The organism is Flammeovirga kamogawensis (assembly GCF_018736065.1).
Lineage (GTDB): Bacteria > Bacteroidota > Bacteroidia > Cytophagales > Flammeovirgaceae > Flammeovirga > Flammeovirga kamogawensis.
Genome location: NZ_CP076128.1, coordinates 283,860 through 298,274 on the forward strand (window position 1 = coordinate 283,860; position 14,415 = coordinate 298,274).

The following is a 14,415-nucleotide window of genomic DNA, read 5'->3' on the forward strand; positions in this document are numbered from 1 at the left end:
CTAACTGTTTATCTGTGTAAATTTAAGAATACCTTATTTGGTTCAAATTCAAAATATTGATCAATAATGAAACTTATCAATTCTATCACCTCAATTCTAATACTATTCTTACTTGTTGTTTCTTGTTCAACTCAGGAGCAAAAAGGTAAACAGAATGATAAAAAAATTACTCTTGTAGCTTCTAGTTCAAATCAATGGACTGGTATTGCAGTAAGTAAAAAGAATAGGGTATTTGTAAATTTCCCCAAATGGTCGGATAGTGTGCCAACTTCTGTTGCTGAAATAATTGATGGAGAAGTTGTACCATACCCATCAGAGATGTGGAATAAGGAAGGAGGTGTTACATCTTTCACTGCTGTTCAGAGTGTTGTTTGTGATGGTAGAAGCCGTTTGTATGTATTAGATACGAATAATCCTCAGTTTAGCGGGGTATTAAATGGAGGGCCTGTTTTATATGAATTTGATTTAAGTACAGATCAATTAATTCGATCATACTCTTTTACTCAAGAAGTTTACCATAACAATTCCTATTTTAATGATGTTAGAATTGATATCAATAGAGAAAAAGCATTTATTACAGATTCTGGTGTAGGAGGTATAATTGTTTTGGATTTAGTAACAGGTGATGCAAAACGCTTTCTTGATGGAGACAAGAGCGTTCAACCAGAAAATGATCATTTAATATGTGATGGAGTAAGATGGGAGAATAAAGTGGCATCAGATGGAATTGCCTTATCTCCTAATAATGATTACTTATATTATACGGCATTATCTAGTCATACTTTATACCGAATAAAAACTAGTGTTCTCTTAGAGAATGATGTTCAATCAAAAGGAGTGTCAGAAGAGATTGAGAAAGTAGCTACTATTCCAGCAACTGATGGGATGTTATTTGATCGCAAAGGAAATTTATGGATGGGTGGATTAGAAGGTAATATGATTAATGTTTGGACTGTTGATAATGAAATGGTTCACCTTATTAAAGATGAAAGAGTGAAATGGGCAGATTCTTTTGCAAAGAACATAGATCGTGAAATTTATTTTACAACTTCTCAAATTTATTTACCAGAAAGTAAAAGAGGGAAATATGAAATCTATAAATTATCCATGGATATATTATCGAATAACTAATACTTACTGATTCGAGGGGAATTATTTCTATAGGTAACTACCATTTCTTAAATGAGTAATTACTTTTATTTGTATAGTTATATATTGTATTGCATAATGTTACGAATATAGTCTATAACATTACGTACTATATTATATACGGAATAATATTTTGTATATTCAATAAAGCTGTTTCTATAAAGTGTAAATGCGTAAAATATCCCCATGAACAAAGAACTATTAAATTTTTACAAAAATTCCTCCTTAGGAATTGCTGTATATCGGCGAATCGGAAAGTATAAGTTTGAATTTGTTTACTATAATAAAGCCGGACAGGAAATGGATGGTGTAATAGGTATAGATTATAATGGAAAGCTTATTGATGAAATATTTCCAAATATTAAAAACTTTGGATTATTAGACCTCTTGGAAGATGTATATCATACAGGAACAACAAAAGAATTACCATTATCTGGCTATACCGTAAATAATCATTTAAAATTATACAGAAAGAATAGAGTACAGAAACTCGAAAAAGACTTAGTTGTGAGTGTCTATTCTGATGAATCTAAGACGCAAGAATATATCAGTAGAATAGAAAAAGAGAACCATATATTAAATAAAGCTTTAGACTATACCTCACATGATTTAAGAGGGAATTTATCAACCTCTTTAGGTGTATTAGAATTATTTGAAACAATAGACGTAAAACCAGATGAAAAAGAATATTTACTACATGTAATGAAAGAAAATTTAGAAAAAATTGATAACAATATACATCGGCTTGTAAGGATGTTATATAAAGCAATTTCTGATAAAGAAGAAAAAGTATCTGTATAAAAAAAGGATGTCTTCTCACAAAAGTGAAAAGACATCCTTTTATATATTTACAACTTTGATTCTTACATCATACCTGGCATACCACCACCCATTGGAGGCATAGCAGGAGCAGCAGCAGCACCTTCTTCTTTTTCATTAGAAACTACACAGTCTGTAGTTAATAATAAAGAAGCAACAGAAGCAGCATGCTCTAAAGCTAAACGAGTTACTTTAGTTGGGTCAATAACACCCGCAGCAACTAAGTCTTGATATTCTTCTGTACGAGCATTAAATCCGAAAGCACCTTCGCCTTCTAAAATTTTATTTACAATTACAGATGCTTCAAGTCCAGCATTCTCTAAGATAGTTCTTAAAGGAGCTTGGATAGCAGTTTTGATGATTTGAACACCAATAGCTTCATCTTCATGAGCAGTTTCAACCTGTCCTAAGATAGCAGAAGCACGTAATAAAGCAGTACCACCACCAACAATAATGCCTTCTTCTACTGCAGCTCTTGTAGCAGATAAAGCATCATCAACACGGTCTTTTTTCTCTTTCATTTCAGTTTCTGTAGCAGCACCAATGTAGATGATTGCTACACCACCTGCTAACTTCGCTAAACGCTCTTGAAGTTTTTCTTTGTCATAATCTGAAGTAGTGTTCTCCATTTGAACACGGATTTCAGCAACACGGTTAGCAACAGCTTCAGAAGAACCAGCACCATTAACAACAACAGTATTGTCTTTGTCGATAATTACCTTCTCAGCAGTACCTAACATGTCAATAGTTGCATCTTCTAGTTTCATACCTGTCTCGTCAGAGATTACAGTACCACCAGTTAATACAGCAATATCTTGTAGCATTGCTTTTCTACGGTCACCAAAACCAGGAGCTTTCACAGCTGCAACTTTTAATGCACCACGGATTTTGTTTACAACTAAAGTAGCTAAAGCTTCAGAATCTACATCTTCTGCAATAATTACTAAAGGTTTACCCGTTTGAGCAACAGCTTCCAATACAGGAAGAAGTTCTTTCATAGTAGAAACCTTCTTATCGTAAATTAAGATAAATGGAGTTTCCATGTCAGCTTCCATTTTCTCTGTGTTTGTCACAAAGTATGGAGATAAGTAACCACGATCAAACTGCATACCTTCAACAGTTTTTACTTCTGTTTCAGTACCTTTAGCTTCTTCAACAGTAATTACACCATCTTTACCAACTTTTTCCATCGCTTCAGCGATCATTGTTCCAATTTCAGCATCGTTATTAGCAGAAATAGTAGCAATTTGCTCAACTTCTTTGTTTGTTTCAACAGTTTTAGAAGTTGATTTTAACTCAGCAACGATAGCTTTAACAGCTTTGTCGATACCGCGTTTTAAATCCATTGGGTTTGCACCTGCAGCTACGTTTTTAATACCCGTAGTGAAGATTGCTTGTGTCAATACAGTAGCAGTTGTTGTACCATCACCTGCTTCATCAGCAGTTTTAGAAGCAACTTCTTTTACTAATTGTGCACCCATATTTTGTAATGGATCTGCTAATTCAATTTCCTTTGCTACAGATACACCATCTTTAGTAACATGAGGTGAACCAAATGACTTTTCAAGAATAACATTACGACCTTTTGGTCCTAAAGTAACTTTTACTGCGTTTGCTAAAGCATCAACACCTTTTTTTAAACCATCGAGTGCCTCAGCATCGAAATGAAGATTTTTTGCCATTTTTATATCTATTTTTTTATTTCTTAATCTTAATTTATTTTGACTTTATCCAAGTCATAAGTGTGGTTAGACAATCGCTAAAATGTCTGACTCACGCATCATTAAATAATCTGTACCATCAACATTAAGTTCAGTACCAGAATATTTACCATAAATTACCGTGTCTCCAACTTTTACAGTTAACGGCTCATCTTTTGTTCCTGTTCCAATTGCTACTACTTTACCTTTTTGTGGTTTTTCTTTCGCATTGTCTGGAATAAATAATCCTGAAGCTGTTTGTGTTTCTGCTGCTGCTGGCTCAATTAGAACTCTGTCTGCTAGTGGTCTAATGTTTACTTGTGACATATTAATAATCTATTTTTATTTTTTTGAATTTTGCATACCAAAATGTTTGATCAATTTTGATCTTACGTACGATTATTTAACATGAAATGTGCCAATTCCAATCCTAACTCAATTTGTCATAATTAAGGTGACAAAATGTCAAAAATGACCATCTGTGACATGCTTTGAGCTATTTCTAAAGTATTAATTTACAGAAGTATATTCTCAGTAAATCGGTATAAAATAGAAGCATTTGTAATTTTGTCAGTGAAGCATAAGTGTTTGTGTAGTGTTATGTGATAATAAAATGTAGTTCGCAGCTTATTTACAGTCATTTAACCTTAATTATTTGCTATCAATCGAACGAGTTAAGATAAAAATAGGGTAGTAGTTAGATTTGTAAAGTTGAAATTAGAATCTGATAAAAGAAATTATTATTGCGATTGAAAAAGTAGAGAAATTGTATTTAGTTATTATTTGATATTGACTACTCTTAAAAATTTAGGAGTAGTCTTTTTTTTATGTGATGATTGTTACATTGAATTATAAATCAATTGATGTAATTGCAGCATAATTAGATTAACTTATAGGAATGCAAAAGAAGAGTTTTATTACACCTTGGCTTTTCAATTATAAAAAAAAGTACTTAAGTAGTGATATCACTGCGGGTTTAACCGTTGGAATAATGCTTATACCTCAAGGTATTGCTTATGCTAGTGTTGCCGGAATGCCTGCTGTTTATGGCTTGTATGCAGCAATGATACCTCAATTTACCTATGCTTTATTAGGGACATCAAGACAAGTATCTGTAGGTCCTGTTGCAATTGATTCTATGTTAATTGCAGCAGCTGTATCATCAATAGCTTCTTCTGGAGAAGAAAATTATGTATCAGCGGCATTAACTTTAACTTTTTTAATTGGTGTACTCCAATTATTATTTGGTATTATCCGTTTGGGTTTTCTCGTCAACTTTATGAGTAAACCAGTTATTAGTGGTTTTACTTCTGCTGCTGCTTTTGTAATTGGTATTGATCAACTGAAAAATATATTTGGTGTATCGATTGATCATGGAGGATCTACAATAGAAAATTTATGGTTGACAATAACACAATACAATGATTTCAATTGGTTGGCTGTATTATTAGGTTCTGCAGGGATATTCTTAATTCGACTGACAAAAAAGTTAAGTTCAAAAATTCCAGGATCCTTAATGGCTGTATTAGCAGGGTTAGCATTTGTCTATTTCCTATCACCAAGTATTGCTGTTTTAGGCAATATACCTAGTGGTTTGCCATCTTTTAAGTTGCCAAATTTAGAATTTGAATTAATTATAAGAATGTTCCCATCTGCTTTAGCTATTGCATTAATTGGGTATATGGAATCAATTTCTGTAAGTAAAGCTTTACAAAATAAACATAGAGGAGAATACCAGATAGATAATAATAGAGAATTTATTGCTCTTGGATTTGGAGATATTGTGAGCTCTTTATTTGGAGGGTTTCATGGTACCGGAGGTTTTAGTAGATCTGCGGTGAATAATCAAGCTGGGGCAAAAACTAATTTAGCAAATGTAATTAGTGGTTTACTTTTAGGTTTAGCATTATTATTTTTGATGCCTATTTTTAAATTCCTTCCTAAAACGATAATTGCTTCTATAATTTTAGTGGCAGTTTATGGTTTAATTGATACTGAATATCCTAAGTTATTGTGGAAAACAAAAAGAGAGGATTTTTATATGCTTGCATTTACCTTTCTACTTACTTTGTTTATTGGTATTCAGGTTGGCATTATATCAGGAATGATTTTATCAATAATACTGTTGATACGAAGAACAGCGACACCTCATATAGCTGTTCTAGAAAAATTAGAAGGGTGTAATGAGTATAGAAATAAAAAACGTTTTACCGATGTAGAAACACGAGAGGATATCTTAATTATCCGTCAAGATGCTCAATTGTATTTTGCTAATAGTACTTATTTCTATGATAGGGTAATGGATGAGACAAGACGAAAAGGAAAGGGGCTAAAATTATTAGTCTTGCATTTTGGAAGTGTATCAAATATAGATTCAACAGCATTAGCAAGTTTAGAAGATGTAATCTTAGAATTAAAAGAGCAAGGTATTAAAACATATTTTTCTGATATGATTGGGCCTGTCAGAGATTTCCTATCAAAAGTAGGTTTAATCAATAATTTGGGCAAAGATCATTTCTTCTTAGATGTACAGTCTGCAATAGATTATTTTGATCATAAAGGAAATCATCAAGAAATAAAAATTAACTTTGAGCGTGCGATTCAATCCAACGAATTTAAAGAAAGAAACATATAACATACTTAGTTACCTTAAAGGGTAATTCCATAAACATATAACATTATGAAAATTGAACAAATTTATACAGGTTGTTTAGCACAAGGTGCTTATTATATTGAATCTAATGGAGAGGCTGCAATTGTAGATCCACTTAGAGAAACAAAGCCTTATCTTGATAAAGCGGCAAAGGAAGGTGCTAAAATCAAATATATTTTTGAAACACATTTCCATGCTGATTTTGTGTCAGGTCACGTTTCTTTAGCAGAAGAAACAGGAGCGACAATTGTTTTTGGTCCAACAGCACAAACTACTTATGAGGCACATATAGCTGAAGATGGCGAAGTGTTTTCGATAGGGGATATTAAAATTAAAGTTTTACATACACCGGGTCACACTACAGAATCTTCAACTTTTCTAGTTACTGACGAAAAAGGGAAAGATGTTGCTATATTCTCTGGAGATACTTTATTTATTGGTGATGTTGGAAGACCAGATTTAGCAGTTAAATCTGATTTGTCTAGAGAAGATTTAGCAGGCTTACTTTTTGATTCTCTAAGAAATAAAATAATGCCTTTAGCTGATGATGTAATTGTTTATCCTGCACATGGTGCTGGTTCTGCTTGTGGTAAAAACATGAGCAAAGAAACTTCAGATACTTTAGGGAATCAGAAAGCAACAAATTATGCATTAAGAGCGGACATGACTAGGGATGAGTTTATTAAGGAAGTAACAGATGGTTTAACAACACCTCCTCAATATTTCCCTAAGAATGTAAAAATGAATAAAGAAGGGTATGAAAATATTGATTCTATTTTAGAGAGAGGTAATATTGGACTAAATCCAAATTTATTTGAAGAGGTTGTAAATGCAGAAGGTGCATTGATGTTAGATACACGTTCTCCTCAAGTTTTTAAAGATGGTTTTATACCAAATTCTATAAATATTGGCGTAAAGGGTGGATTTGCTCCCTGGGTTGGTGCTTTAATTTTAGACTTAAAGCAGCCAATAGTAATTATTGCTGATGAAGGTACAGAAGAAGAAGTAATTACGCGCTTATCTAGAGTTGGTTATGATAATACTTTAGGTTTCTTAGAAGGTGGTATTGCTGCTTGGGAAGCTGCAGGTAAGGAGGTAGATAGTATTGAATCTATTTCTGCAGAAGAACTAAAGGATAGATTGAAGTCATCTATTTCTGTAATTGATGCTAGAAAAACATCAGAATATACATCTGAACATATTAACAATGAAAATGTTGTAAACAAACCACTTGATGTAATTAATGAAGAGTGGAATGATTTAGATAAGAATGCAACATATTATATACATTGTGCAGGAGGGTATAGATCTATGATTGCTTCTTCAATTATGAAGTCAAGAGGTTTTGATCATATAATTGATGTGAAAGGAGGTTTTAAAGCAATTAAAGAAGCAGGAATTGATGTAACTGCATTTGTTTGTCCTTCTACATTGTAGAATTATTTTGTATTAAAAAAGGTCTGATAAAGTAATTCACTCTATCAGACCTTTTTTAATTTGAAATTTTACAATTTGTAAGTCATTCCAATTTTACCATAAAGGTTAAAGAGGTTTGGATCAACAATTTCATACCCTTGAGGGAAAATACCATTAAATCCCCAAGAAATTTGAGTATCAACAGTAAAGTGATCTCCGATTTCTTTTTGAATGCCAAATTGAGCTCCCCAGTCAAAATTAACAAGGTCTGCACTATAATCGTAAGGGGTATCTTTTCCTACTGGATATTCTCCAGAGCTATCTTTTATAGTACTTCCAGTAAATACAGTTCCATCAAAAGAGCCATCAACCATATAGGCAAAATATAATCCAGCAACGACATAAAGACCATTGTCTTTTTTGCTAATGTTTGTCTTAAATTGAATAGGAATTTCAATGTAATTAAGATTAATATTTGTGGCTACTTCTCCGGTTACTGAAGCTAAAGTATTAGAAATAAAGAAGTTTTGATCAACAACATGAGCTGTTGTCGAGTTTCCTTTTCGAGTATATAGTAACTCAAAATGAATAAAAGAACGATCTTTCTTTAGTTTGTATTCTCCAACTAAACCAAAAGAAGGGTTAAAACCTGTATTCCAACTAAACCTATCTGGCATATTTTGAAAATACATTGGGACTGAAGCTCCTAAGTTGAAACCTAATCGACCTCCAAATCTTAGTTTGCTGGCTGTTTCTTCTTGAGCAAATAAAGGAGATGTAAAAAAAGCTGTACAAAATAGTACAGCTAAAATTTTTGAAATTTTCATATACTTAATTAGTAGCTAATAGAAATTTGATCTACAAATAGTAAGCTTCCTAGAGCTCCTCTAAAGTAATCTCCAGCACTACTAGATGCAAAAACTATAATAACATGTGTAGGTGTTTCGTCTGCATTTGCCCAACCTGTTTCTTCTGGTCTTAATTTAAATCCAGCACCTGCATTTGAAATTTCACCGTAAGTTACATCAAGAGTTTTTTGTGTCCAATCTGATATTGTTTCACTGCTTTGTAATGCAGCAGTACCAATTCTTTGAATAGATTCACAATCACGTTTTTGTAGATACATATAAACTAAACAAGAATCTATGCCTGCAATGTCAGTACCAGTTACTCCCGAAAATTGTTGGTAATTATCCCCAGGAGTGTATTTATAGCTAAAAGATAATGATGTAGGTCTTTTGTCAAAAGGTACACCTAATTGTGCACTTTTAGCAGGGTCAGAAATATCTAATTCAAAATCGCCTGTATAAATAGTAGACGATGCTATACCTGTAATTCCGATTGCAATTGTCTCTAATTTTGCAGCACTTCCGCTAACTACATCACTTGTTTCTTCATGAGCGTTTACTTCAGAAAGAAAAGATGTTCCTGGATTAGAAGTTTCCCAACCTGTAGGGTTTCCATAAGTACCACCACTATATTCGTTAGATTCCCAAGAATCTAATGATAAATTAGATTCAAAAACTACAGCGGCTTTTTCCGCATCTGTAGGGTCACAAGAAGTAGGTTCGCTTTCATCAGAAGAGCAAGAAAAAAATAATGTAGTTGATAGCCCTAAAGCAATCAAAGAGTTAATGCGTTGCATGTTGTTTATTTTATTGAAGAGATTTTTTACAAATATATTATTAATTATCAATCTAATGCAATTTTTATTCTTTTTACAGATTCCTCTAAAATTGACCTTGCACAGGCAATGTTCATTCTCATAAACCCTTGCCCAGCTGCACCAAACATTTCACCATCTTGTACACCAACCTTTGCTTTTTTGTAGAAAAAATCTTTCAAGATTTTATTATTTCTTGAGATTTTACTGCAATCTAACCATAATAAATAGGTGGCGTTTGTTTTCATAACTGTGATAGGAGAGTCCGAGAGTTCTTCAATTATATAATTGATATTACTTTCAAAATATTTCTTTACTTCTTGATACCAATTTTCTCCTTTGTTATAAGCGGCTATTTGAGACGTTGTGGCCACAATTCCTCCAAAATCTAAATGTAAGTGTTTTACTTTTGCTAGGTATCTTTTTTGTAATTCTTTATTTTTAAAAATTAAATAAGCACAGTTTAAACCTGCAAGGTTAAATGTTTTTGATGGTGCCATACAAGTAACAACTCTCTTTTCTCCAATTTCTGAAAGACTAGCAAGAGGAGTGTGTGTAGCCTCAAAAAGTACCAAGTCTGCGTGAATCTCGTCTGAAATAATATTTACATCATATTGTTCACATAGTTGTAGTAATTTCTGAAGCTCTACTTTATTCCAAACTCTACCAGAGGGATTCTGAGGATTACAAAATACAAGTAATTTTAATCCTTTAATCATTTCTTTCTCTAAAGTATCAAAATCTATATTATAGAAATTATTCTGGTTTATTAGAGGAATGTCCACTAATGTTCTTCCAGTACCAATGATATTGTCTTTAAAAGGACCATAAACAGGCGAAAAAATAGCAACTCTTTCATTTTGGTTAGAAAGTGCTTGAATTAATAATCCAATAGCAGGTACAATACCGGGAGTGAAAGTAAATTCATGTTTTTTAATGTCCCAATTGTGTCTTTTTTTTATCCAATTTATTGCTGACTCCCAAAATAAATCACCTTGTAATGTATAACCATATATTGGGTGTTGCATTCTTTCTACTAAAGCTGCTGTAATTTCTGGAGCTGTAGGTAAGTCCATATCAGCAACCCATAGTGGGATAATATCTTCTGTACCAAACAATACCTTTCGTAATCCATATTTAACAGAATCAGTAGATAAACGATCTATTGGCTTATTAAAGTTATAATTCATTGAGCATAAAATGGTTTTAGTAAAAAAAAGAGACTACTAATTTAGTAGTCTCTTCATCAATTAAATAATATAAACTGTATTAATATTTATTTTTCGTAAGAAGAAATAAAATTAATATCGAAACCATCCCCTGTTTTAGATTGATCATCAACGATTTTAATCCATTGAACTTGATCACCAATTTCAATCCCGTTTATGTTTGATAATGTGAATTCATTATTAGCAATATGCGCATCACCAATTTTAATCCAATCATTATCTTCGAACCCTTGTGTGTAGAAGCGATCTGTAGCAACTTTTACATAAACAGATGCTAATTCATTATATGCTGCTGTAGCATCAGATTGAGATTCATATTCTGCTAATTTACCCCAAGTTGTTTCTACTACTTGAATAGTAGTTTTATCAGAAACTGTAATTGCGGCAGGGAAACGCAATAATGCATAACCATTATTTTTACCTAAAGAAGTGAATTTTGCAGCACTTTTTCTGTAATCAGCTAAATCTGCATTTGCAGAATTTCTTCTAGATTCTTTTGAGATGTTGTAATTATCATCACTTAAATCTAAAGAAGGATAATGTTGAATTGAAATACCCGGACGGTAAAGTTTTATCTCAGCATATTGATGCTCTTCATTGTACCCTCTATACCATTCAGAATAATATTCTCCATCAATTTCTTTAGAGCTTAATGTGTTATCAACATCATTAAGGCTGTTTTTATCAAATGATTGAGTAGAAGCAAGGTCACCGTTTGCGTGTTTAAAATTGCTTCCATTTAATTTAATTGTTGGTGTAGCAATAACATCACCACTGAAAGAGTAAATTTTAAACTTTGTCTGTCCGTTTGCAGAAACAATAAAGTGATTGTCTCCAACTAAAGCAGCACCAGTAACTTTTCTTTGATCATTTAATTTAAATAAAAGCTTACTTTGTACATGAGGTTTACCATTTTTGGTACCTATTTTAACTAGCATTGCTTTACCTCTTTGATGTCTTGTGAAAGAAACAAGGTGCTCAGCTTCAAAGCCATCAGTCTCTGAAGAATTTTGAGTGAAAAGTATATCTCCACCAGAGAATTTAGGTCTTGTAGATTTAAGTTCATCTTCATTGAAGTATTCCTCTTCAATATCAACAAGATTTTCTTCTTCATCAGAAGTTTCGATATCTAAATCACCAGTTATACTACGGTATTTTGTTTTTGCAAGAATAGAACCTTCAGAAGCGCCCCAACCTCCAACTGGAGTAGCAATTTCTAAGAATTTCTTACCTGCAATGAATAACTTATCATCCATATCAAAATCTACCTGTGTAATTCTTGGTTTCCCTTGTACAAGGTAACTCACTTGTTGACCAGCATTATCAGTATCAATTCCTACAAGAGTAATTTTACCACTGCCATTACCAACAACAACAACCCATCTTTTATCTGGAGAAACAGCAATATGACTATGGCCATTAATTGATGCTATTAATGTTAAATTAGCGTCACCTGATAAACCTTGAAAATCGTAGTCAATTTCATAAATATTTGCTTTGCCTCTTTTATTGTCACATAAAAACGTTTTTTGACTAAAGGGCATTCTAATATTAGACGCTTCTTCTTCTGTTGGAGATAGAGCACTTTCTGGTTCTTGTGTACTACAAGAGACACCAATTATTATTAATAAGGCATAAGACGCCTTTTTTAATAGTTTGTTCATAATAATTTTTTTAAGTAGAAATAGTAAAAAGTATACAGTTTAAATTTATATTATTAATTGATTAGTAGACACAAAATCAAAGTACATCATTATAGAAAAGTTCTTTAATGAGTATGTAACAATAGTTTTTGCCTCATAATATAAAAGGGGTAAAGTAAAGAGTTGTACTTAAAATTATAGTTTTATTTAATTTTGAAATACACCAATTAACATTTATTTAAATTTAAAATATTATTTATTTAATTACTAATATTTTTATATTTACATGATATTCCATTTATCCAAATCAAAAATAATTAATGGTAACAAGACTTTATATTCCCTGGAAACGACTGTTTAAAGATTTATGGTTCTCCGTTTTAATAATTACTATATACATGCTGTTTTTATCAATATTAGATGATGAACACATGTTGAGTAACCTTAGTTTACCTTTAGGGATTATTACAGTTCCAGGTACCGCAATTTCATTATTATTGGCTTTTAGAACGAATTCATCTTATCAAAGATGGTGGGAAGCAAGAATGGTATGGGGGGCAATTGTCAACGACTCAAGGAGTTGGGTGAGACAACTAATGACATTTTCTTCTAGTGATCCTAAAGCTAAGGTGATGATTGTAGAGATGGCATATAGACAATGCGCTTGGTGTTATGCTTTAACAAGACATTTAAGAAAGCAAGATCCAACCAGAGATATCTCTTCTTTGATTAATAAAAGCGAACTTTCTGCTTTGCAAAAAAGTAAGAATGTACCTAACGCATTATTATATTCAAATGCTAAATTGTTGAAACAAATGCACAAGTTAGATTACATTGATAGTTACCAATTAATACAACTTGACCAAACACTTACTAATTTAACAGACTCTATGGGTAAGTGTGAACGTATAAAAAACACAGTATTTCCGAGTATGTATACTTTATTACTAGAAATATTAATTTATCTATTCATCTTTTCGGTTCCTTATGGGTTAGTAGAAACGAACGGGTTAGTTTTATTAGTTACAAGTTTAACACTGGCAATGGCATTTCTGGTAATTGAAAGAATAGCAACGTATTTACAAGATCCATTTGAAAATACCTCTTCTGATACACCAATGTTGACGTTATCTAGAACTATTGAAATAAATATTAAAGATGAATTAGGTAATGTTGAATTACCGGAACCTTTAAAACCTATTAGACCACATGTAATAATGTAGTCTCTGTTAAAAGGCAACATAGATAAGAGTAGCCCGTATATAGCTTTAGATTAAAATAAAGTTAACTTTACGGTGAATATTAATAATAGAATACTAAAAAAATGAACTTAGAAGAACTTTCGGAAGATTGTATGACAATTGCGATTGAAGCTGGACATGCAATTTTAGAAATTTACAAACAAGATGATCTTGGCGTAGAAATTAAATCTGATGATTCTCCATTAACTTTAGCAGATAAAGCTTCTCATGAGGTGATTATGAAAGGCCTATCAAAATTTGATTATCCAATCCTTTCTGAAGAAGGCAAAGAAATGTCTTATGATGAGCGTAAAGATTGGACAACTTATTGGTGTGTAGATCCTTTAGATGGAACAAAGGAATTTATTAATAGAAACGGTGAGTTTACAGTTAATATAGCCTTGATTTCTGATAAGAAACCTGTTCTAGGAATTATTTATGTACCTGTTAAAGATACAATCTACATTGGTATAGATGGTGTTGGTGCTAAAAAAGGTGAAGATGGTATTCTTGATCCTATTAAAGTGAAATGGAAGGATGGTAATAGAATAGCTGTTCGTTCTAAATCTCATGCAAACCCAGCAGAAGAAGAAGTTTTAGAAAAATACAATGTTACAGATGCAATGTCTGTAGGTAGTTCTTTAAAATTCTGTATGGTAGCTGAAGGTAAAGCTGATGTCTATTATCGTCATGGTCCAACTATGGAGTGGGATACAGCGGCAGGGCAAGCTGTAGTAGAAGCTGCAGGAGGAACTGTTTATAAAGGTAATACAGAAGATGAATTATTTACATACAATAAAGAAAACTTACTAAATGGAAGTTTCTTGGTATTAGGTAAATAATTTTAGTCTAGAAATAAAAAAACGGATGAACTTTTGATTAAGTCATCCGTTTTTTTGTGG

12 protein-coding genes are annotated in these 14,415 nt (G+C 32.2%); 6 read left to right on the top strand and 6 right to left on the bottom strand.

Features of this window, described 5'->3' with window-relative positions; translation table 11 throughout:
• Positions 1-66: 66 nt before the first annotated feature.
• The gene (locus tag KM029_RS01105; protein ID WP_144074953.1) at positions 67-1,131 is read left to right on the top strand and encodes an SMP-30/gluconolactonase/LRE family protein; all 1,065 of its coding nucleotides are present in this window, start codon (positions 67-69) and stop codon (positions 1,129-1,131) included.
• Between the two features lie 204 nt (positions 1,132-1,335).
• Positions 1,336-1,950, top strand: a complete 615-nt coding sequence (locus tag KM029_RS01110) for a histidine kinase (RefSeq protein ID WP_144074954.1) — start codon at positions 1,336-1,338, stop codon at positions 1,948-1,950.
• 62 nt (positions 1,951-2,012) lie between these two features.
• On the opposite strand, the gene groL is transcribed toward KM029_RS01110, so the two are convergent.
• Entirely contained in the window at positions 2,013-3,650 is a 1,638-nt protein-coding gene (groL, locus tag KM029_RS01115) for a chaperonin GroEL (protein WP_144074955.1), read from the bottom strand.
• Positions 3,651-3,716: 66 nt separating this feature from the next.
• On the bottom strand, positions 3,717-3,995 hold the full coding sequence (locus KM029_RS01120; RefSeq protein WP_144074956.1) for a co-chaperone GroES: 279 nt from the start codon (positions 3,993-3,995) through the stop codon (positions 3,717-3,719).
• A gap of 571 nt (positions 3,996-4,566) precedes the next feature.
• Between KM029_RS01120 and KM029_RS01125 the strand changes: the two genes are divergently transcribed.
• A complete protein-coding gene (locus KM029_RS01125) occupies positions 4,567-6,303 on the top strand; it encodes a SulP family inorganic anion transporter (protein ID WP_144074957.1) in 1,737 nt (578 codons plus the stop codon).
• A 45-nt stretch (positions 6,304-6,348) separates the two neighbouring features.
• Positions 6,349-7,758 carry an MBL fold metallo-hydrolase gene (locus KM029_RS01130; protein ID WP_144074958.1) on the top strand — a complete coding sequence of 470 codons (1,410 nt, stop codon included), beginning with the start codon at positions 6,349-6,351 and terminating at the stop codon, positions 7,756-7,758.
• A gap of 68 nt (positions 7,759-7,826) precedes the next feature.
• On the opposite strand, the gene KM029_RS01135 is transcribed toward KM029_RS01130, so the two are convergent.
• From KM029_RS01135 to KM029_RS01150, 4 genes are all read right to left on the bottom strand, one after another.
• Complete coding sequence (locus KM029_RS01135) at positions 7,827-8,564, bottom strand: porin family protein (RefSeq protein ID WP_144074959.1); 738 nt, start codon at positions 8,562-8,564, stop codon at positions 7,827-7,829.
• An 8-nt stretch (positions 8,565-8,572) separates the two neighbouring features.
• Positions 8,573-9,382 (bottom strand): PCMD domain-containing protein, encoded by an 810-nt coding sequence (locus tag KM029_RS01140; RefSeq protein ID WP_144074960.1) that lies wholly within the window; start codon positions 9,380-9,382, stop codon positions 8,573-8,575.
• A gap of 47 nt (positions 9,383-9,429) precedes the next feature.
• Entirely contained in the window at positions 9,430-10,590 is a 1,161-nt protein-coding gene (locus tag KM029_RS01145) for a MalY/PatB family protein (RefSeq protein WP_144074961.1), read from the bottom strand.
• 86 nt (positions 10,591-10,676) lie between these two features.
• Positions 10,677-12,293, bottom strand: coding sequence for a lactonase family protein (locus tag KM029_RS01150; RefSeq protein WP_144074962.1), 1,617 nt, complete (start codon positions 12,291-12,293; stop codon positions 10,677-10,679).
• A 299-nt stretch (positions 12,294-12,592) separates the two neighbouring features.
• Here KM029_RS01150 and KM029_RS01155 point away from each other — a divergent pair, with 299 nt between their 5' ends.
• Both KM029_RS01155 and cysQ read left to right on the top strand, forming a co-directional pair.
• Positions 12,593-13,495, top strand: coding sequence for a bestrophin family protein (locus tag KM029_RS01155; protein ID WP_144074963.1), 903 nt, complete (start codon positions 12,593-12,595; stop codon positions 13,493-13,495).
• Between the two features lie 101 nt (positions 13,496-13,596).
• Positions 13,597-14,355 carry a 3'(2'),5'-bisphosphate nucleotidase CysQ gene (gene cysQ, locus KM029_RS01160; protein WP_144074964.1) on the top strand — a complete coding sequence of 253 codons (759 nt, stop codon included), beginning with the start codon at positions 13,597-13,599 and terminating at the stop codon, positions 14,353-14,355.
• Positions 14,356-14,415: the final 60 nt, after the last annotated feature.